18 protein-coding genes are annotated in these 20,805 nt (G+C 64.6%); 14 read left to right on the top strand and 4 right to left on the bottom strand.

Annotated features, from left to right (window positions below):
- Positions 1-16: 16 nt before the first annotated feature.
- From AAFG07_RS27260 to AAFG07_RS27225, 8 genes are all read left to right on the top strand, one after another.
- Positions 17-1,480 carry a form I ribulose bisphosphate carboxylase large subunit gene (locus tag AAFG07_RS27260; protein WP_342722911.1) on the top strand — a complete coding sequence of 488 codons (1,464 nt, stop codon included), beginning with the start codon at positions 17-19 and terminating at the stop codon, positions 1,478-1,480.
- Between the two features lie 12 nt (positions 1,481-1,492).
- Entirely contained in the window at positions 1,493-1,918 is a 426-nt protein-coding gene (locus AAFG07_RS27255) for a ribulose bisphosphate carboxylase small subunit (protein ID WP_342722910.1), read from the top strand.
- A gap of 110 nt (positions 1,919-2,028) precedes the next feature.
- Positions 2,029-2,955, top strand: coding sequence for a CbbX protein (cbbX, locus tag AAFG07_RS27250; RefSeq protein ID WP_342722909.1), 927 nt, complete (start codon positions 2,029-2,031; stop codon positions 2,953-2,955).
- Positions 2,955-3,671 (top strand): HAD-IA family hydrolase, encoded by a 717-nt coding sequence (locus AAFG07_RS27245; RefSeq protein WP_342722908.1) that lies wholly within the window; start codon positions 2,955-2,957, stop codon positions 3,669-3,671. Before cbbX ends, AAFG07_RS27245 begins: the two co-directional genes overlap by 1 nt.
- 614 nt (positions 3,672-4,285) lie before the next feature.
- On the top strand, positions 4,286-5,359 hold the full coding sequence (gene chvE / locus AAFG07_RS27240) for a multiple monosaccharide ABC transporter substrate-binding protein (RefSeq protein ID WP_342722907.1): 1,074 nt from the start codon (positions 4,286-4,288) through the stop codon (positions 5,357-5,359).
- A gap of 57 nt (positions 5,360-5,416) precedes the next feature.
- The gene (gene mmsA / locus AAFG07_RS27235) at positions 5,417-6,997 is read left to right on the top strand and encodes a multiple monosaccharide ABC transporter ATP-binding protein (RefSeq protein ID WP_342722906.1); all 1,581 of its coding nucleotides are present in this window, start codon (positions 5,417-5,419) and stop codon (positions 6,995-6,997) included.
- Positions 6,994-8,184 (top strand): multiple monosaccharide ABC transporter permease, encoded by a 1,191-nt coding sequence (gene mmsB, locus AAFG07_RS27230; protein ID WP_342722905.1) that lies wholly within the window; start codon positions 6,994-6,996, stop codon positions 8,182-8,184. The genes mmsA and mmsB overlap by 4 nt, the downstream gene beginning before the upstream one ends.
- A gap of 57 nt (positions 8,185-8,241) precedes the next feature.
- Positions 8,242-9,075: an inositol monophosphatase gene (locus AAFG07_RS27225; RefSeq protein ID WP_342722904.1), complete on the top strand. Its 834-nt coding sequence runs from the start codon at positions 8,242-8,244 to the stop codon at positions 9,073-9,075.
- 370 nt (positions 9,076-9,445) lie between these two features.
- Here the strand turns inward: AAFG07_RS27225 and AAFG07_RS27220 are convergent, their stop codons facing one another.
- Positions 9,446-10,663, bottom strand: a complete 1,218-nt coding sequence (locus AAFG07_RS27220; RefSeq protein WP_342722903.1) for an ABC transporter substrate-binding protein — start codon at positions 10,661-10,663, stop codon at positions 9,446-9,448.
- Between the two features lie 181 nt (positions 10,664-10,844).
- Between AAFG07_RS27220 and AAFG07_RS27215 the strand changes: the two genes are divergently transcribed.
- Positions 10,845-12,476 carry an NAD(P)/FAD-dependent oxidoreductase gene (locus AAFG07_RS27215; RefSeq protein WP_342722902.1) on the top strand — a complete coding sequence of 544 codons (1,632 nt, stop codon included), beginning with the start codon at positions 10,845-10,847 and terminating at the stop codon, positions 12,474-12,476.
- Positions 12,477-12,635: 159 nt separating this feature from the next.
- On the opposite strand, the gene AAFG07_RS27210 is transcribed toward AAFG07_RS27215, so the two are convergent.
- Positions 12,636-13,682, bottom strand: coding sequence for a LacI family DNA-binding transcriptional regulator (locus AAFG07_RS27210; RefSeq protein ID WP_342722901.1), 1,047 nt, complete (start codon positions 13,680-13,682; stop codon positions 12,636-12,638).
- 119 nt (positions 13,683-13,801) lie between these two features.
- On the bottom strand, positions 13,802-14,728 hold the full coding sequence (locus AAFG07_RS27205; protein WP_342722900.1) for a LysR family transcriptional regulator: 927 nt from the start codon (positions 14,726-14,728) through the stop codon (positions 13,802-13,804).
- A 113-nt stretch (positions 14,729-14,841) separates the two neighbouring features.
- On the opposite strand from AAFG07_RS27205, the gene AAFG07_RS27200 reads away from it, so the two are divergent.
- The 5 genes from AAFG07_RS27200 to AAFG07_RS27180 are packed head-to-tail and all read left to right on the top strand — an operon-like array spanning position 14,842 to position 20,041.
- Positions 14,842-16,098 (top strand): CoA transferase, encoded by a 1,257-nt coding sequence (locus AAFG07_RS27200; protein ID WP_342722899.1) that lies wholly within the window; start codon positions 14,842-14,844, stop codon positions 16,096-16,098.
- Between the two features lie 59 nt (positions 16,099-16,157).
- Positions 16,158-17,378 (top strand): ABC transporter substrate-binding protein, encoded by a 1,221-nt coding sequence (locus AAFG07_RS27195; protein WP_342722898.1) that lies wholly within the window; start codon positions 16,158-16,160, stop codon positions 17,376-17,378.
- A gap of 19 nt (positions 17,379-17,397) precedes the next feature.
- Positions 17,398-18,015 carry a DsbA family protein gene (locus AAFG07_RS27190; protein ID WP_342722897.1) on the top strand — a complete coding sequence of 206 codons (618 nt, stop codon included), beginning with the start codon at positions 17,398-17,400 and terminating at the stop codon, positions 18,013-18,015.
- A gap of 18 nt (positions 18,016-18,033) precedes the next feature.
- A complete protein-coding gene (locus tag AAFG07_RS27185) occupies positions 18,034-18,768 on the top strand; it encodes a glutathione S-transferase N-terminal domain-containing protein (protein WP_342722896.1) in 735 nt (244 codons plus the stop codon).
- Position 18,769: 1 nt separating this feature from the next.
- Positions 18,770-20,041: a CoA transferase gene (locus tag AAFG07_RS27180; protein WP_342722895.1), complete on the top strand. Its 1,272-nt coding sequence runs from the start codon at positions 18,770-18,772 to the stop codon at positions 20,039-20,041.
- Between the two features lie 25 nt (positions 20,042-20,066).
- On the opposite strand, the gene AAFG07_RS27175 is transcribed toward AAFG07_RS27180, so the two are convergent.
- Complete coding sequence (locus AAFG07_RS27175) at positions 20,067-20,804, bottom strand: CbtA family protein (RefSeq protein ID WP_342722894.1); 738 nt, start codon at positions 20,802-20,804, stop codon at positions 20,067-20,069.
- Position 20,805 lies beyond the last annotated feature (1 nt).

Raw genomic sequence — 20,805 nt, 5'->3', positions numbered from 1 at the left:
ACGACAGGAGATTGAGATGAACATACAGCCATCGATTACCGTGCGCGGCAAGGATCGCTACAAGTCCGGCGTGATGGAATACAAGCGGATGGGCTATTGGGAACCGAACTACGAGCCCAAGGACACCGACGTCATCGCTTTGTTCCGCGTCACGCCGCAGGACGGCGTCGATCCGACCGAAGCCTGCGCGGCGGTGGCTGGCGAATCCTCGACTGCGACCTGGACCGTGGTGTGGACCGATCGGCTGACCGCCGCGGAGAAGTACCGGGCGAAGTGCTATCGCGTCGATCCGGTGCCGAACTCGCCGGGCAGCTACTTCGCCTATATCGCCTATGATCTCGACCTGTTCGAGCCGGGCTCGATCTCGAACCTGACCGCCTCGATCATCGGCAACGTGTTCGGCTTCAAGCCGCTGAAGGCGTTGCGGCTCGAGGACATGCGGCTTCCGGTCGCCTATGTGAAGACGTTCCAGGGCCCGGCGACCGGCATCGTGGTGGAGCGCGAGCGGCTCGACAAGTTCGGCCGTCCCTTGCTCGGCGCCACCGTGAAGCCGAAGCTCGGCCTGTCCGGCCGCAACTATGGCCGCGTCGTCTATGAAGCGTTGAAAGGCGGGCTCGACTTCACCAAGGACGACGAGAACATCAACTCGCAGCCCTTCATGCACTGGCGCGAGCGCTTCCTATACTGCATGGAGGCGGTCAACCGCGCGCAGGCCGCGACCGGCGAGATTAAGGGCACGTATCTCAACGTCACCGCGGCGACCATGGAGGACATGTACGAGCGCGCCGAGTTCGCCCATGAGCTCGGTTCCAATATCGTCATGATTGATCTTGTGATCGGCTACACCGCGATCCAGTCGATGGCGAAGTGGGCGCGCCGGAACGACATGATCCTGCATCTGCATCGCGCCGGTCACTCGACCTACACCAGGCAGCGCAGCCATGGCGTCTCGTTCCGCGTGATCGCGAAATGGATGCGGCTCGCCGGTGTCGATCACATCCATGCCGGCACGGTGGTCGGCAAGCTCGAGGGCGATCCGAACACCACGCGCGGCTACTACGACATCTGCCGCGAGGACTTCAATCCGTTGCAGCTCGAGCACGGCGTGTTCTTCGACCAGAACTGGGCGAGCCTCAACAAGCTGATGCCGGTGGCCTCCGGCGGCATTCATGCCGGCCAGATGCACCAGCTGCTCGACCTGCTCGGCGAGGACGTCGTGCTGCAGTTCGGCGGCGGCACGATCGGCCACCCCCGTGGCATCCAGGCCGGCGCCACCGCCAACCGCGTCGCGCTGGAAGCCATGATCCTCGCCCGCAACGAGGGACGCGACTACGTCCACGAAGGGCCGGAGATCCTGGCCAAGGCGGCGCAGACCTGCACGCCGTTGCGCGAGGCGCTCGACGTCTGGAAGGACGTCACCTTCAACTACGAGTCGACCGACGCCCCCGATTTCGTTCCCACGCCGAGCATGGCGGTCTGACAGGAGTTTCTCATGCGCGTGACCCAAGGCTGCTTCTCTTTCCTGCCCGATCTCACCGATGAGCAGATCGCTGCGCAGGTGCAATACTGCCTCGACAAGGGCTGGGCGGTGAACCTCGAGTCCACCGACGATCCGCATCCCCGCAACACCTATTGGGACATGTGGGGCCTGCCGATGTTCGACCTGCGCGATGCGGCGGGCATCATGAAGGAACTCGCCGATTGCCGGCGGGTCTATGGCGACCGCTACATCCGGTTCTCCGGCTTCGATTCCAGTCAAGGCTGGGAGTCGGTTCGCATCTCCTTCATCGTCAACCGGCCGCGCGAGGAGCCGGGCTTCCGGCTCGACCGCCAGGAGGCGGCCGGACGCAACCTGCATTACGCGACGCATTCCTATGCGGCTGGTCGCCCCGAGGGCGAACGCTACACCGATCGTTGACCGCGTCCGGCTTGCAAGCCAGGCGGGTTGCTCCCTCGACCGTCTGGTCCGGATGCACTTCTCCGTCGTCGCCGCCGCGGCGACGGAGCTTTTCTCGAAGCGAGAGGATAATGACGCAACCGCAAGAACAAATCCGCGAGACGCCGCTAGAGAGCATCGACCTCCGGCATGAATTCGCCGACCTCGGCATTGGCGACGTGCTCGATCAGCTCGATTCCGAATTGATCGGTCTGAGGCCCGTGAAGACGCGCATCCGCGAGATCGCCTCGCTGCTGCTGGTCGAACGCATCAGGCAGAAGATGGCGCTGGCGACGACGTTCCCGACCCTGCACATGTCGTTCACCGGCAATCCCGGCACCGGCAAGACCACGGTCGCGCTGCGGATGGCCGGCATCCTGCACAAGCTCGGCTTCGTGCGCCGCGGCCACGTCATCAGCGTCACGCGCGATGACCTTGTCGGGCAATATATCGGCCACACCGCGCCGAAGACGAAAGAAATACTGAAGAAGGCGATGGGCGGTGTGCTGTTCATCGACGAGGCCTATTACCTATACCGCCCCGAAAACGAGCGCGACTACGGCCAGGAGGCGATCGAGATCCTGCTCCAGATCATGGAACAGCAGCGCGAGGATCTGGTGGTGATCCTGGCCGGCTATGGCGACCGCATGGAGAAATTCTTCCAGAGCAATCCGGGGTTCCGCTCGCGCATCGCGCATCATATCGACTTCCCCGACTATTCGGACGGCGAGCTGCTCTGGATCGCCGAACTGATGTTGCAGCAGCAGAATTATCGTTTCTCTCCGGAAGCACGCGAGGCCTTCACCCGGTACATCGGCATCCGCAAGCAACAGCCGCTGTTCTCCAATGCGCGCTCGATCCGCAACGCGCTCGACCGCATCCGGCTGCGCCAGGCCAACCGGATCGTGGCAAAGCTCGACCGCACGCTCACGGCCGACGACGTGATGTCGATCGAGGCCGGCGACGTGCTTGCGAGCCGCGTGTTCGCGAAAGGGGCGGGCGCGGCGGGCGAGGGATGATGAACCAGGCGCTCGCCGGCATCAGGAACGCCGGGATGCGCGACATCATCGCGGGCGCGCGCGCCCTGATCTTAGATGTCGACGGCACGCTCGCCGAGACCGAGGAGGTGCACCGTCGCGCCTTCAATGAGGCGTTCGCCGAGGCCGGCCTCGATTGGTTCTGGGACCAGGTCATCTATGGGCGGCTGCTTCGCGTCGCCGGAGGCAAGGAGCGCATCCGCGCCTTCGACCAGAGGAACGCGGTCCCGTCGCTGACATTCTCTGATATCGCCGACCTGCACGGGATCAAGACCGCGCGCTATGCCGCGCTGATCGCGGCAGGCGGCTGCCCGTTGCGGCCGGGCGTGAGGGCCTGGCTCGCCGGCGCGCGCAGCCGCGGCCAACGGCTGGCGATCGCCACGACCACCTCGCATGGCAATATCGATGCGCTGCTGTCGGTCGCGTTGGGGCTGGACTGGGCCGACCTGTTCGAGGCTGTTGTCGCCGGCGACGACGTGCCGCGGAAGAAGCCCGCTCCGGACGTCTATGTCGAGGTGCTGGCGCGGCTCGGGCTCGGGCCGGCGGATTGCATCGCGGTCGAGGATTCCGGCAACGGTCTCGCCGCCGCGGCTGGGGCCGGCATCTCCGTGGTCATCACGCGCAGCACCTATTTCAGCGACGACGATTTCGCCGGAGCCCTGCTGGTCGTCGATGATCTCTCCGAGATCGACGCCTGAAGGCCGCTGCCGCCGTCGCGTGGCAGTTCGATTAATTTATTCGCGCAGTGAAATAAATGGTACTTGCGTCCATCGCATAGTAGAGGCACAATCTCACCAAAGGTTGCGAGAAGCCCTGCCACACCCCAGCGGACTGTGGGCCTGCCAGCAATTTCGGGAGATAATGCCTTATGATCCGCCGCTCTCCGGTCAATTTATTCTGCTTCTTAAATAAATGACCAGTTGGCGCTTGCCACCATATGGTTGGGACGACGTCCACCAAAGGTTGCCAGAAGCAAAGTGCCGCACCGCCAGAAGTTCTGGCGGAGGCCGCCGCTCGCCAACGATTCTGGGAGACAGGCGCCTCATGATCCTCCACGTCATTCCTGCGCCTCGTCCGTCCCACAACATGACTCGCGGGTGACCCCGGCATTGTAGGATCGACACGGCTGATCGTGCGGAGTGAGCATTGGTGCTGTTGACGGGTTCGATCGACATTCCGCAATTTCGGTTGGTGACGGCCCCGGCGCCGATCCGACATCGCCCTAGATCTGCGGCCAGCCCACGAACGATAGCCGTCGATTGGCGCTGACCACGGCAACGGTATCCCAACTAAAAAACCAAGGGAGTGAAGCATGTTCAAATTGAAGACCACCGTGTTCGCGCTCGCGCTGGCCGGCCTTGCCGCGACGGCGTCCCATCGCGACGCCATGGCCCAGAGCAAGCCGACCATCGGCATCGCGATGCCGACCAAATCCTCGGCGCGCTGGATCGACGACGGCAACAACATGGTCAAGGTGCTGAAGGAACGCGGCTACGGTACCGACCTGCAATATGCCGACGACGACATCCCGAACCAGCTCTCCCAGGTCGAGAACATGGTAACCAAGGGCGCCAAGGTGCTGGTCATCGCGGCGATCGACGGCACCACGCTGTCCGATGCGCTGAAGCAGGCTAAGGCCCAGGGCATCACGGTGATCGCCTATGACCGCCTGATCCGGGACACGCCGAACGTCGACTATTACGCGACCTTCGACAATTTCCAGGTCGGCGTGCTGCAGGCAGGGTCGATCGTGAATGCGCTCGGGCTGAAGGACGGCAAGGGGCCTTTCAACATCGAGCTGTTCGGCGGCTCGCCCGACGACAACAACGCCTATTTCTTCTACGACGGCGCGATGTCGGTGCTGAAGCCCTATATCGACAGCGGCAAGCTCGTGGTCGCGAGCGGCCAGACGGGCATGGGCAAGGTCGCGACCCTGCGCTGGGACGGTGCGACCGCGCAGGCGCGGATGGACAATCTGCTCAGCGCCTTCTACGGCAAGAAGCGCGTCGATGCGGTGCTGTCGCCCTATGACGGCCTGTCGATCGGCATCATCTCCTCCCTGAAGGGCGTCGGCTACGGTAGCAAGGATCAGCCGATGCCGTTCGTCAGCGGTCAGGACGCCGAGGTGCCCTCGATCAAGGCGATGCTGCGCGGCGAGCAGTACTCGACCATCTTCAAGGACACCCGCGATCTCGCCAAGGTCACGGCCGACATGGTCGATGCCGTGCTGAGCAAGAAGGAGGTCAGCGTCAACGACACCAAGACCTACAACAACGGGGTCAAGGTGGTTCCGTCCTATCTGCTGAAGCCGGTCGTGGTGGATAAGACCAATTGGGAGAAAGTCCTGATTGACAGCGGCTACTACAAGCGTTCGCAATTCGACTAAGGCGGGCGAGCGGAGCTGATAGCGCCGAGGCCGAGTGACGTTGCGGGATGTGATCCGATGACGGCGATGCTTGAGATGCGTAACGTCAGCAAGAGCTTTGCCGGCGTGCAGGCATTGCGCGACGTCAATTTCACCGTGGAAGCCGGGCAGATCCATGCGCTGGTCGGCGAGAATGGTGCGGGCAAGTCGACCCTGATGAAGGTGCTGAGCGGGGTCTATCCCGCCGGCAGCTATGAAGGGTCGATCCTGTTCGACGGCGAGGAACGCCGGTTCCGCGACATCAACGACTCCGAGGCGCTGGGGATCATCATCATCCACCAGGAGCTGGCGCTGATCCCGCTGATGTCGATCGCCGAGAACATCTTTCTGTCGCGCGCGCCATCGCGGTTCGGGGTGGTGGACCGCAACGCGGTGTACCGGCGAACGGCCGAGCTGCTCGCGCAGGTGGGCCTGCGGGAATCGCCGGACACCTTGGTCACCGATCTCGGCGTCGGCAAGCAGCAGCTGGTCGAGATCGCCAAGGCGCTGTCGAAGCAGGTGCGGCTCCTGATCCTGGACGAGCCGACCGCGAGCCTCAACGAGGCGGACAGCGCCGCGCTGCTGGACCGGCTGCTGGTATTCCGCGAGCAGGGCATCGCCTCGATCCTGATCTCGCACAAGCTGAACGAGGTCGCACGGGTCGCCGACCGGATCACGGTGCTGCGCGACGGCCGCACCGTCGACAGCCTCGATTGCAGGACCGAGCAGGTCGACGAGGACCGGATCATCCGCAGCATGGTCAACCGCGATCTCGCGCATCGTTTCCCCGAGCGAAACGTTGCGATCGGCGATCCCGTGATGACGGTGGAGAACTGGTCGGTGTATCACCCGCTGCATACCGGGAGGCAGGTGATCAAGAACGTCGACTTCAAGGTGCGCCGCGGCGAGGTGGTCGGCATCGCCGGCCTGATGGGCGCCGGCCGCACCGAGTTCGCCATGAGCCTGTTCGGCAGGGCCTGGGGCTACAATATCTCCGGCAGGATCAGCCTTGACGGCCGCGAGGCCAACCTTGCCAGCGTGCCGGCTGCGATTCATGCCGGCCTTGCCTATGTCACCGAGGACCGCAAGCAGCTCGGGTTGATCCTCGCCGACGACGTCCGCAAGAACGTGACGCTGGCGAGCCTTCGCCAGGTGTCGGATCGCGGCGTAATCGACGATGTCGTCGAGCTGAAGGCCGCGAGCGACTACCGCAACCGGATGCGGATCCGCTGTTCCGACGTCTATCAGGAGGCCGGGCAGCTCTCGGGCGGCAACCAGCAGAAGGTGGTGCTGTCGAAATGGCTGATGACCGATCCGCAGGTGCTGCTGCTCGACGAGCCGACCCGCGGCATCGACGTCGGGGCAAAATACGAGATCTATTGTATCATCAACGAGCTCGCGGAGGCCGGCAAGGGCGTCGTGGTGATCTCGTCGGAAATGCCGGAATTGCTCGGCATCTGCGACCGGATCTGCGTGATGAATGACGGTGCCTTCGTCGGCGAGTTCGCGAAGGACGACGCGACGCAGGAGAAGATCATGCGCGCCATCATGCGCAATGTCAGGTTGTCCGGAAACGGCGCCCCTGCCGGTGAGCCGCGGGCGGGAGGCAGAGCACAATGACCGACAAGACGGTGTCACTTCCCGAGACCCCGAAGCATTCCGGCTTCATCAAGAACAATCTGCGCAACTACGGCATGCTGCTGTCGCTGCTCGCGATCATGCTGTTCTTCGAGATCGTCACCGACGGCACGCTGTTGCAGCCGGTCAATCTCACCAACCTCGTGCTGCAGAACAGCTATATCGTGATCATGGCGCTCGGCATGCTGCTGGTGATCGTCACCGGGCATATCGACCTTTCGGTCGGCTCGGTCGCGGGATTCGTCGGCGCGGTCGCAGCGGTGCTGATGGTGAGCTACCATGTCGACTACCCGATCGCCTTCATCGTCTGTCTCTTGATCGGTGCCGCGATCGGCGCGGCGCAGGGCTACTGGGTCGCCTATTTCAAGATTCCCTCCTTCATCGTGACCTTGGCGGGCATGCTGGTGTTCAAGGGCCTTGCGCTCGCGGTGCTGCAGGGCCGGTCGGTCGGGCCGTTTCCGCCGACCTTCCAGAAGCTGTCGTCGGGCTTCATCCCCGAGCTGTTTCCGAGCGCCGGCACGCTCTATCCGACCTCGCTGCTGATCGGCGTCGTGCTGGCGTTCGCGCTGGTTCTCGCGAGCGCCAAGAGCCGGGCGCGCGAGCAGTCGCACGGCATCGAGGTCGAGCCCTATGCGTTCTTCATCGCCAAGAGCATCGCACTGGCCGGCGCGGTGCTCTACTTCACCTATCTGATCGCTTCGCATCGCGGCCTGCCGAACGTGCTCGTCATCATGACGGTGCTGATCGCGCTCTACGGTTTCGTCACGCGGCGGACCGTGATCGGCCGGCAGATCTATGCCGTCGGCGGCAACGCCAAGGCGGCGAAGCTCTCGGGAGTCAAGACCGAGCGGCTGACCTTCTTTACCTTTGTCAACATGGGCGCGCTGGCGGCGCTCGCCGGGCTGGTGTTTGCTGCCCGCCTCAACACCGCGACGCCGAAGGCAGGCCTTGGCTTCGAGCTCGACGTGATCGCCGCCTGCTTCATCGGAGGGGCGTCGGCCTATGGCGGCGTCGGCCGGGTCGGCGGCGCGGTGGTGGGTGCCATGATCATGGGCGTGATGAACAACGGCATGTCGATCCTCGGCATCGGCATCGATTACCAGCAGGTGATCAAGGGGCTCGTCCTGCTGGGCGCCGTCTGCATCGACGTCTACAACCAGCGCCGCTGATTGCCGCGCAGTCATGATCCTGCGATAGGAAGCCGGCGCAACGCAGGAGAACGCCGCGTGAAACTGTCCCATGCCGATGCGCTGAACATCGGAAACATCCTCGCCGAAGTCGGCCGCACTGAGATCATGCCGCGGTTTCGCCGCGTCCGGGAGATCGAGGTCCGCACCAAGACGTCGGCATTCGACGTCGTCACCGAAGCTGACGAGCTTGCCGAGCAGGCGATCTCGGCGGCGCTGCTCCGGGCGTTTCCGAACGCGGTCGTGATCGGCGAGGAGGGCACGGCACGCGATCCGGCCGCGCTCGATCAGGTCGGAACCGCGGACCTCGCCTTCATCATCGATCCGATCGACGGCACGCGGAACTTCACCTCGAGCCTGCCGCTGTTCGGCTCCATGGTGGCCGCCACGATGCGCGGCGAGATCGTGTTCGGCGCGATCCACGATCCCGTCAGCAACGACACCGCCTTCGCGCTGCGCGGCGAGGGCGCCTGGCTCGAAATGCCGGACGGCAGGCGGCATGACCTCAGGGTGGCTCCAGCAGTGCCTGTCAAGCAGATGGACGCGGTGATCGGCGTCAACTTTCTGCCGGAGGCGCTGCGCCCAATCGTCGCCGGCAATCTGTCCAAGCTTGGTGTCAGCGCCTGGCTCAGATGCGCCGCGCACGAGTATCGCATGGCGGCGTCGGGCCATTGCCATCTCTTGTTCTACAACAAGCTGATGCCGTGGGATCATGCCGCGGGCTGGCTGTTGCATCGCGAGGCCGGCGGCTACAGCGCGCATTTCGACGGATCGCCCTACAAGCCGGTCAATCTGACCGGCGGTTTGCTCTGCGCGCCCGACGAAGCGAGCTGGCATGCGGCCCGGCAGGCGATCCTGACGCCAGCCGGCTAGAGGTGGATGATGTGCGTTCGGAATAGAGTTTCGCGCTCAACTGTCAAGCAACCCGCTCGGTGTCGTCCCTGCGCATGCGTCGCCATTAGCCCCGTCATCCTGAGGAGCGCGTAGCGCGTCTCGAAGGATGCACGGCCCCACTGTGGCCGATTCATCCTTCGAGGCTCGCCGAAGAGGCTCGCACCTCAGGATGACGGGTCGGATAGGATTCAACTGTCAAACAGCTAGTTCGGTGTCGTCCCTGCTTTCGCAGGGACGACCTCGAATGTGTTGTACGGTATGTGAGTCATACTTGCGCGCTCTCGCGATACGAGTTGCCTCAACTTTGCGTCTCGTCCCACCCTCTCATTGAACAGAGGGCACGGCGGCACTATTCGCTACCGGTGATGATGTTGCCGAACAGCTTCCAGCTCTCGCCTTCAAACCGCATCAGCTGCGACTGTTCGATCGGACGGAAGTCAGTCGCGCTGGTGTTGATCCTGATCCCGGGCAGGATCATCTTCGGCGCAAAGTTCTTCAGGCCGGCGGCCTGCTTCATCACATTCTCGCGTGTGAGATCATCGCCGCACTGCATCAGCACCTGCGCGAGCGTTTGCGCGGCGGCGTAGCCATAGACGTGATTGCCGTTGGTCTTGTCGCCGTCGGGCATGTACTTGTCCATGAATGCCCGCCATTCCTTCGTTTCGGCATCGTCATTCCAGATCGTGTCGGTCGGATCCTTGAGGTAGGCGACCGAGATGATGCCCTGCGAATGCTCGATGCCGGCGGCGCGCATCACCGAGGCGACCGAGGTAGCGGTGGAGGTCAGGAAGAAGGTCGGCTTCCAGCCGAGCTCGGCGACTTTCTTGATGGTCTGCGCCGCGCCCTTCGGCGCCGCCCAGGTGAACAGGATGTCGGCGCCGGAGGCGCGCAGCGCCACGATCTGCGAATCCAGCGTGGGATCGGTCAGCTCGTAGGACTTGTCGGCGACGATCATGCTGCTCGCCTTGTCGCCGAGGCCGTCGCGCAGCCCCTTGAGCGCATCCTTGCCGGCATCGTCGTTCTGCCAGAGCACCGCGATCTTGCCGTTCGGGAATTTGTCCAGGATGTATCTGGCGTAGATCCGCCCTTCGCTCTGGTAGTTCGGCTGCCAACCCATCGTCCACGGAAAGCCTTGCGGATCGCCGAAACGCGTCGCGCCCGATGCGATGAAGAGGTGAGGGACCTTCTTGCCGTTGAGATATTTCTGGATCGCGACATTGGGCGCGGTGCCGAGCGGCTGGAACACCAGCAGCACCTCGTCGCCCTCGACCAGCTTGCGTGCCTGCTCGACCGATTTCGGCGGCGAGAAGCCGTCGTCGTAGCTGACGAAGTTGACCTTGCGTCCGTTGATGCCGCCCTGATCGTTGACCATCCTGAAATAGGCCGCCTCGGTCCGGCCGATCGCGCCGTAGGCCGAAGCGGGGCCGCTATAGGGCATGATGTTGCCGATCTTGATCTCGGTATCCGAGACCCCTGGGCCGTAGTTCTTCTGCGCGAGTGCCGGCGACAGCGCGCCGATCGTTACCGCGGCCGCCAGGCACGCACGAAGACAAAATCCGTCCAACATCCCTCAATCACTCCCTGATTGTCCGCTGATCGCCTTGTGACGTGCGCGCAGCCCCCTGCCGAGGGCCGGTGCGTTGACGCCCGACGACAATTATCGTATGCGCTTCCGATCTGGAAACGTTTCCAGACTAGCGCGCGTTCCCACCGATGGCAATATTCCTGCGGCCGGAGAGATGTGACAAATGAGCAGACTGGAGCAGACGAGCCCGGACCATGGCGCGAGGCCGCCGCTGGTCGCCGAATGCGATGCCGTCGTGGTCGGCGCCGGCTTCGGCGGGCTCTATGCGATCTATCGGTTGCGCGAGCTCGGGCTGAAGGTGATCGGCATCGAGGCGGCGTCCGATGTCGGCGGCACCTGGTACTGGAATCGCTATCCCGGCGCGCGCTGCGACATACCGAGCCTGTTCTATTCCTACAGCTGGTCGGAGGAGCTGCGGCAGGAATGGCGCTGGAGTGAGAAGTACGCCGCCCAGCCGGAGATCCTGCGCTACGCGCAGCGCGTCGCCGACCGCTTCGATCTGCGCTCCCTGATCCGCTTCGACACCCGCGTGACCAGCGCCGACTGGGACGAGGCCGGCGAGAGCTGGACGTTGCGCACCGATCGCGGCGATTGCATCGTCGCATCGACTTGTGTGATGGCAACCGGCAATCTCTCGGTGCCCAACAAGCCGAAGCTCGCGGGCCTCGCGCGTTTTCGTGGCCCGGTCTATCACACCGGGCAGTGGCCGCATCAGGAGATCGACTTTACCGGCTTGCGCGTTGCCGTGATCGGCACCGGCTCGTCGGGCGTGCAGACGATCCCGATGGTCGCCAAGGCGGCGAGCCGCCTGACCGTATTTCAGCGCACGCCGAACTACTCGGTGCCTGCACGCAATGCGCCGCTGTCCGAAGCCGACATCGCTGCCGCCGAGCCCGTGATCGCGAAATATCGCGAAAGCCTCGAGACGCCGGAGTTCGGACGGGTGCCTTCGAATGCCTTCGGCGCGCCCGTGCCCGAGCGGGACGTGCAGTGGGCGCGCTATGAACAGCTTTGGGAGCAGGGCGGCGGCGGCATCCTGACCGCGTTCCCGAACATCCTGACCGATGCAGCCGTCAACGACGTCGCCTGCGACTTCGTGCGCGACAAGATCCGCGGCATCGTGAATGACCGGGCGACGGCGGAGGCGTTGTCACCGAAGGATTATCCGCTCGGCGTCAAGCGCATCTGCATCGATACCGGTTATTTCGCGACCTACAATCTGCCGCATGTCGAGCTGGTCGATTTGCGCACGGAGCCGCTGACGACGGTCACCCAGACCGGCGTCGCGACCGCGACGCGGTCCTTTACGCTCGATGCGTTGGTGCTGGCGACAGGCTATGACGCAATGACCGGGGCGCTCGCCGCGATGCAGATCCGTGGGCGGGACGGCACGACCCTGAAGGAAGCCTGGGCCGATGGGCCCAGCGCCTATCTCGGCCTGATGGTGTCGGGTTTCCCAAATCTGTTCGTCGTGACCGGGCCGGGCAGCCCCTCCGTCATCGGCAACGTGATCCACGCCTGCGAAAACCATGTTGAGTGGATCGCGGCCTGTCTCGACAACATGCGCGCCAAGGGATTGACTCGGATCGAGCCGGAACGCGATGCCGAGCGGGCCTGGATGGCGCATGTCGCCGACGCCGCCAGCCGCACGCTCTATCCGAAGGCTAATTCCTGGTACCAGGGCGCCAACATCGCGGGCAAGCCGCGCGTGTTCATGCCCTATGTCGGCCAGGGCTACCGGCACCGCATCGCGCAGATCGCGCAGCGCGGTTATGAGGGTTTCGGGCTGCGCTGAGAGCGCCGTCTCTCTCCGTCATTGCGAGCGCAGCGAAGCAATCCATCGATCCGCACATGCGGTGGCTGTGGATTGCTTCGCTTCGCTCGCAATGACGTGGATGGAGCTATTCGATCTGAGCGGCTGGAACCGTTTCCAATACTCGCTTAATCCGCCAGACTACTTCCGACCTCGGGTGGGCGCTGGCGGCGCAGCGCAGGAATGCCGCAGGACGAGGCGCGTCGGCAGGAACACGGGGGCGCTGCTACCGGCCTTGTCGGGCTCGCGGATCCGTTCCAGCAACAGCCGCGCGGCGGTGCGGCCGACCTCGTTCATGTCCCAGCTCAGGGCTGAGATCGCGGGCGTCGCATGGCGGGCGAGGTCGGTGTCGCCGCTGCACACGATCGATACGTCCTGCGGATAGCGCAGGCCGTTGCTGGTGATCGCCTCCAGCACTTCGGCCAGCATGCTGGTGCCGAGCGAGATGATCGCGGTCGGCGGCTTTGTCATTTGCAGCAGCTGGCACACCGAGCTGAAGGCGGTGTTGGCGCCCTGCATGTGCGGGCGGATCAAGGTCGGGTCGACCTCGATCTTCGCTTCCTGATGCGCCTGCCGGTAGCCCGCAAGCCGTTCCGAGCTCGGCAGCACCGCAGCACTTCCGGTCAGCAACGCGATCCGGCGATGGCCGAGGCCGATCAGATAGCGCGTTGCCTCCAGCGCGCCGCCGCGGTGATCGACGCGAACCATGACGCTATCGGGTACCTCGCGGTCGACGGTCACGCAGGGCAGGTCGAGCGTCGCCAGCCCCTTCATGAAATCCTTGTGGGAATTGTCGCCGGCGAACAGCAGCAATCCATCCATCTGGCGCCGCCGCACCGCCGACAGGAACGCCGCCTCGCGCGCCTCCTCATGCTTGGTCGCCGCCAGCATCAAGAGGAAGCCGGCGCGCTGGAATTCCTCCTCCGCCGCGCTCACCATGCCGGTGTAGTGCGGGTTGGAGAAATCGGCCACCATGCAGCCGATGGTGTTGGAGGCCCGCGAGCGCAGCGCCTGCGCCGCCTGGTCGGGCTCGAACCCGAGACGCTTCACCGCGCGCATGATGCGCGCATGCAGCTCGGCGCTGGTATAGAGGCCGCCATTGAGCGTGCGGCTGACGCTTGAGACGGAGACGCCGGCCTCGGCCGCGACGTCACGAATCGTCGGTCGTGTCCGTCGCGTCCTGGTCATCGGTGGTCGGGCCCTGTCGGTTCGGCATTGCCGCCGCCATGCGTGCCAGTTGCGGCGCGCAGCAGACGGCGTCGGCGAACCTAATCAGGCTCCGCTGCGAATCTCAAATGATTCTTGGGTTATCGGCGTGACGCGCTCAGGAACAGCGGCCGGAAGATATCCAGAAATCCGGTCGCGGCCGGCGTCAGCGGGCGGTTCTTCAGCCGCAGGATCCCGATCTTACGAACCAGCGGCGGCGATACCAGCCGCTTGACGACCACGCCGCGCGGCGCCCGCGGCGGCACCGCCGAGGCCGGAACGATCGAGATGCCGACATTGGCCGCGACGAAATCGTAGAGCGTGCCGAACTGCTCGACGATGGTGCTGTGATTGAGCACGATGCCGCTTGCGGTCGCGGTGCTGTCGATCTGCTTGCGCAGGCCCGAGCCGGTCGGAAGCGAGACGAAGGTTTCGTTGCGCAGCTCGCGGAGGCTCAGCGTCGCCTTGTTTCGCAGCGGATGGCGCGAGGGCAGGATCGCGAAGCAGGACTCCTGCACCGCGTCGTCGCTGACGACTTCCTGGCCGAGCGCGGTGACGTTGCCGACGCCGAAATCGGCAAGACCGCTGCGCACATCCTCATAGACCTCGCTGCCGAGGCCCTCGCGCAGGTGGATTTCGACGCCGGGATGCGCCTTCCGGTATTTCAGCACGGCCTCCGGCACCACGTGGTGCGTGAGTGACAACAGGCAGGAGATGATCAGGCGTCCCTTGATCTGTTCGCCGAGCGCGCGGGCGTTGTCGACCTGGGCGCCGAGATCGGCGAGCAGGCGCTGCGTCGATGCCGTGAATTCGCGGCCCGGCGCGGTCAGGATGACGTTGCGCGTCGATCTGAGGAACAGCGAGACGCCGAGCTGGCGTTCGAGCTGCAGCACCAGACGGCTCACCGCCGACTGCGTCATGCCGAGGTCGGCGGCAGCCGCGGTGAAGCTGCCATACACCGCGACCGAGTTGGCGGCGCGAAGATGTTTGAGGCTGACCTCGAACCGGCGTGGGCGTCGCTCGCGCATCATTCATTCCAGTTTCGCATCAATAATCCGGATCGGAAAATATTTGACCTATATGCCCGCCGCGTCAACGATGAAGACAACGACAGCGCGGCAGGCGGGAAGGGAAATTGCAGATGACGGCGAGCCCGACGATGACGCGGCAAGGCGCGCTGCACGGTGTCCGCGTCCTCGATCTGACGCGGTTCTATTCAGGTCCGTTCGCGACCTTGATGCTGGCGGGTTTCGGCGCCGAGGTCATCCGCATCGACACCCCGGAGCAGGGTGATCCCACCATGACCGGACCGCCGTTCCTCGGCAGGGACGGCGTCTCGCTCGACCGCAAGCATGACAGCGACCTCGGCCTCGCCTATCTGAAGCGCTGCCGCGACAAGAAGTCGATCACGCTGAACATGCGCACGGCAGAGGGCATGGAGCTGTTCCATGCGCTGCTGCGCAAGTCGGACATCCTGGTCGAGAATCTGCGTCCCGGCGCGGCCGAGCGGCTCGGGGTCGACTATGAGGCAAACCGCCAGGTCAACCCCGCGATCGTGCATTGTGCGCTGACCGGCTACGGCTCGACCGGCGCCGACCGGCGTCTCAAGGCCTACGATTTGATGATCCAGGCGGCGTCCGGTCTGATGTCGATCACCGGTGCGCCTGACGGCAGCCCAAGCAAGGCCGGCACCGCGCTTGCGGACGGCATCACGGGCGCCTTTGCCGTCTCCGGCATCCTCGCCGCGCTGACCGAGCAGCGCGTGTCGGGACGAGGCCAGTTCGTCGACGTCGCGATGGCCGACTGCCTGTTGTCGCTGGTGCTCGACGAGCCCTTGGATTGCTACAAGCAGATGGGGATGGCGCCACGGCAGGGCAATCGCATCATGCGGTTCTCGCCCTTCAACACCTATGCCACGCGCGACGGTGCGATCGCGCTCGGCGCCGCCACGAATGAGGACTGGCTGGCGCTATTGGGTGTGATGGACCGGCTCGACCTCGCCGCGGACGCAAAGTTCATGAACACCGGCTGGCGCGTCGCCAACAACACGATCGTCGATGCGATCGTCGGCGAATGGACGTTGGGCCGCACCACGCTCGAGGCGATCGAGGCGCTCAATCGCGGCGATGTCGCCGCGAGCCCGATCCGCGACATCGACGACATCCTCGCCTGGGAGCATCTCGGCGCGCGCGACATGCTGAAGGCGGTCGTGCATCCGACCGAGCCGCTGGAGCAGCGCGTCATCGGCGCCGGGTTCCCGATCAAGATGGGACGGACGCACAAGGGATACACCGCGCCGGCGCCGACGCTCGGGCAGAACAATCAGGAGATCTATGGCGGGCTGCTCGGCCTCTCCGGGCAGCGGATCGACGATCTGAGGTCCAGGCGGATCATCTGAAAGCAAGAAGGCCGGCACATGCATGCCGTCCCAAGCGGGGGAGCGTCGAGATGGTCGTGGTGAAGAAACGAACAAGCACAGCTGCAGCGATCGCGTTGCTGGTCGGCGGCGCGATACTGACGCCGGTTCGGGCGGCGGATGTGCAGCCGGTCAGGATCGGCGTGCTCACCGATATGTCGGGGATGTACCGCGACATCATGGGGCCGGGCTCGGTGCTCGCTGCCAGGATGGCGGTCGAGGATTTCGGTGGCAAGGTGCTGGATCGTCCGATTGAGGTGATCTCCGGCGATCACCAGGCGAAAGCCGACGTCGGCGCGGCGATCGCCCGCAACTGGTTCGACAATGGCGGTGCCGACGTCGTCGTCGACGTGGCGCAATCCGCCGTGGCGCTCGCCGTGCAGGAGCTGGCGCGGACGCGCAACAAAATCGTCATCCACGGCGTGACGGGAAGCCCTGCAATCACCCAGCAGGCCTGCGCGGCGACCGCTTTCTCGTGGTCGCTCAACGCCTACGCTATTTCGGCGCCGCTGCCGAAGCCGCTGATCGAACGAGGGCTCGATACGTTCTTCTTCCTCTCGGCCGACTATTCCTTCGGCAAGGCGATGGAGGACGCTGCGGCGGGTGCGATCAAGGCGGCCGGGGGCAAGGTGCTGGGCTCGGTGCGCTTCCCGCAGAACAATCCCGACTTCAGCTCCTTCCTGCTGCAGGCGGTGGCGTCGAAGGCCAAGGTGATCTGGCTGATCTCGGCGGCCGAGGACACTACCAATGCCTTGAAGCAGGCCAAGGAGTTCGGCATCGCCGAGGGCGGCCAGCACATCGTGGTGCCCCTGACCTACATCACCAATGTGCACGCACTCGGGATTGCCAATGTGCAGGGCCTGACCTTCGCAACCCCGTTCTACTGGGACCGCACCGACAAGACGCGAGCCTGGTCGGAGCGCTTCTTCAGGCAGCATCACGCGATGCCGACCATGGACCAGGCCGCGGTCTATTCGGGAACGCTGCATTATCTCCAGGCCGTCGCTGCCGCCAGGACGCTCGATGGTCTGAAGGTCGCCGACGAGATCCGGAAGCTGCCGGTCAACGACATGTATGTCGAGAACGGTTTTGTGCGCGCCGACGGCTGGCTGATGCATCCGTTCTACATGGCGAGCATCAAGGCCCCCGGCGAGGTCAGGAAGCCCTGGGATTACTACACCATCGAGAAGGTCATTCCGGCATCCGAGGCGGCGCAGCCGTTGTCGGAGAGCCAGTGCCCGCTCGTCGCTCAATCGCAATGACATCGGCAAAGGAGAGACAATGTCCCGCGAAGTTCTCAAGATGTATTCGGACTACAAGAGCCCCTATGCCTGGCTGGCATTCGATCCGGTGTTCGAGCTGGAGAAGAAGTTCGACATCAAGGTGCAGTGGCGGCCGTTCCAGCTCCGGATCAAGGGCTCCGGCCAGCGCAGCGTCTATTCGGAATACAAGGTCAAGTATTCCTACATGGATGCGCGGCGGTCCGCGAACGAGCGCGGCGACAAGAAGATCATCCGCGGCCCGCTGAAGATCTTCGACACCGCACCGGCGCTGATCGGCGGACTGTTCGCGGAGAAGCAGGGGCGGCTGATCGAATACAGCCGCCTGGTCTACGAGCTGTTCTTCCGGCGCGAGCTCGCGGTCGACGAGATCGATGCGGTGGAGCGCTTCATCGAATCGCTCGGGATGTCCGGCGCTGAATTCCGCAGCTATTTCGAAGGTGACGGCCGGCGCGAATATGAGGAGGCACAGCAGGAGAGCCAGGGCGATCATATCTTCGGCGTGCCGATCTGTGTCTTCCGCGGCGAGCAGTTCTGGGGCAACGACCGGGTGCCGATGCTCGAGCGGCGGCTGCAGGAGGCCGGACTGTCGCTGTCGCGCGAAAAGCAACTGGCCTGAGCCGTGCCGGAGGCTCCGATGATCGATCTTCATTTCGCGCCGACGCCGAATGGCTGGAAGGTCTCGATCATGCTCGAGGAGTGCGGGCTGCCGTACACCGTCGTGCCGGTCAACATCACGCGCGGCGACCAGTTCAAGCCCGAATTCCGCAAGCTCAATCCCAATGGGCGGATCCCTGTCATCGTCGACAGGGATCCGCCCGGTGGAGGCGAGCCGCTGACGATCTTCGAGTCGGGCGCGATCTTGCTTTACCTCGCGGAGAAGACCGGCAGGTTCGCTCCGCTTGATCTGCATGGCCGCACCCGCGTGCAGCAATGGCTGATGTGGCAGATGAGCGCGCTCGGGCCGATGCTGGGCCAGAACGGGCACTTCTCGCTCTATGCGCCGAGCAGGATTCCATATGCGGTCGAGCGCTACGGCAACGAGGCCCGCCGTCTCTACGGTGTGCTCAACGATCGGCTGGGCGAAAGCACCTATGTCGCGGGCGACGACTATTCGATCGCCGACATCGCCTGCTTTCCCTGGGTGATGACCCATAAGGCGCAAGGCTTCACGCTCGACGATGTCCCGCACGTCAGGCGCTGGTTCACAGAGCTGCGCGCACGGCCGCTGCTCCAGAAGGGGCTCGCGGTCGGGCGGCGCGCGGTGCGCAAGACGCTCGACGCGCAGGCGCGCAGCAATCTGTTTGGAACGAGGCCGGCGCGCGGACACGCGCCCGCCGAAGCTCTTCAGTCACAACAACTGGACAATTGAGATGACTCTGCCTCCGAAAATGCTGACCGGTTATCGCGTGCTCGATATCACCCAGTTCGTCGCAGGCCCGACCTGCACGCGTCTGCTGGCCGAAGCCGGCGCCGACGTGATCAAGATCGAGCTCGCGCCGTTCGGCGACCGGTCGCGCTTCCAGGGTCTGAAGCCGCGCGATCCCGCGTACAAGAACACCTCGCAGAGCACGTATTTCTTCCAGCAGAACCATTCGAAGCGTAGCCTCGCGCTCGATTTCAAGCATGAGAAGAGCCGCCAGATCCTGACCCGGCTCGCCGCCAGGGCCGACGTCCTGGTGGAGAATTTTACGCCCGGCGTGATGGAGCGCGCCGGACTTGGCTATGAGACGCTCCGGAAAATCAATCCGCGGCTGATCATGTGCTCGATCTCGTTCGCCGGACAGACCGGTCCGCTGAGCGACAAGCCCGGCTTCGACTACATCGCGCAGGCCTTCGCCGGCATCACCGGCGTGATCGGCGATCCCGATGGGAAGCCGGCGCAGGTGCCGGTCGCGATCGGGGACGCCTCGACCGGCGTTGCCGCGGCGATGGCGGTCGGCTTTGCGCTGCTGCACCGCGAGCGGACCGGAGAAGGGCAGTTCATCGAATCGACGCTGCTGGACACCTACTTTCACATGCACGAGGCAAATGTGCCGAAGGTCTCGCTGCGCGGGGATAGCTTCGTGCCGCAGCGGGAAGGCTCGCTGCACCCGAATGGCGGCCCGGTGGGCGTGTTCGATTGCGGCCGGGGTGAGTTTCTCGTGATCTGCGCGCTGGCGCATCAATGGCCGCAAATGGTTCGCGCGCTGGGGCGGCCGGAGCTCGAGAAAGATCCGCGGTTCGAGTCCGCACGCGCCCGGGCCGACAACAGGGTGCTGGTGGGGGAGATCGTCGAAGTCTGGCTCAAGACGTTTCCGTCACGCGATGCGGCGATCGCCGCACTGGAGCAGGAACGGATCCCCTGTGCGCCGGTGCTGACCCTGAATGACGCCATGGCTCAGCCGCATCTGATCGAGCGCGGCACGGTCCGCCATGTCAGCGATCCCCGGATCGGCCAATTTGCGATTCCGGGCGCGCCGATGCGCTTCTCGGAATGGCCGCAGCGCACCGAGCTGAGGGCCGACCTGCTCGGCGAGCACAATGAGGAGATCCTGGGCGACCTTGGGCTGTCCGAGCAGGAGATCGACCAGCTCTATGCGGAGAAGGTGCTGGTGCAGGACAGGGAGCTGCGGGCCGGCAAGCCGCTCAGGCAGGCGAGCTGAGCGGCCACGCTCTCAGGCAGGGGCGTCACGCCGATGCGGGCCGATCGAAATAGGCGAACGCTGCGCTGGTCAGGCCGCCCAGCAGCGACCAGAACACCAGGCTGGTCAGCGTGACCGCGACCACGAACTGATGCGACAATGACGAGGGCACGTTGGTCTCGACATGCTCCAGCTCGGGCGCGCCGATCAAATGCGGCAGCATGATCAGGACCACGCCCGCGATGGCGGCCGGCATCGAACGCCGAAAGACGATCAGCCCGAGGCCGGCCGATGTCGCCAGCACCGCCGTCACCCACCAGATCTGACGCGACAACAGTGGTGCGGTGGGGACCCCCGGCAGTTCAGGCGGCAGCCCAAGGCCCGGCGCAATCGTGAAGACGGCAAAGCCTGCGAGGCCCCACATCAAGCCTTCGTGCCACGAGATCGGCTCGCCGGTCGCGCCGCTGCGAACCGAAAAGAAGCCGCAAAGCAGCAGCGCAAAGCCGATCGCGGTCAGGATGTTTGCTCCCGCGGTATAGAGATTGCGCTCCAGGCCGTCGCGCGGCTCCCACGCCTCGGCGCCGTGATCATGTTCCGCATGATCGTGGACGAGGATGGCCCGCGGCGGCGCGGAGGCTTCGTGCTTGTGCTCGGCCGCCTTCTCATAGACCTCGGCCTTGAGGATCAGCGGAACGGTGCCGAACTGCTGGACCGCGGTGACGATCAGGCCGACGATGAATCCGGCAATGACCGACGAGAAGACGATCGAGCGAAACGTGCTCATA

The sequence above is a fragment of the Bradyrhizobium sp. B097 genome (assembly GCF_038957035.1).
Taxonomy (GTDB): Bacteria; Pseudomonadota; Alphaproteobacteria; order Rhizobiales; family Xanthobacteraceae; genus Bradyrhizobium.
Note: the sequence above shows the minus strand (reverse complement) of the source record. Positions and strands in the feature narration are given on the sequence as shown.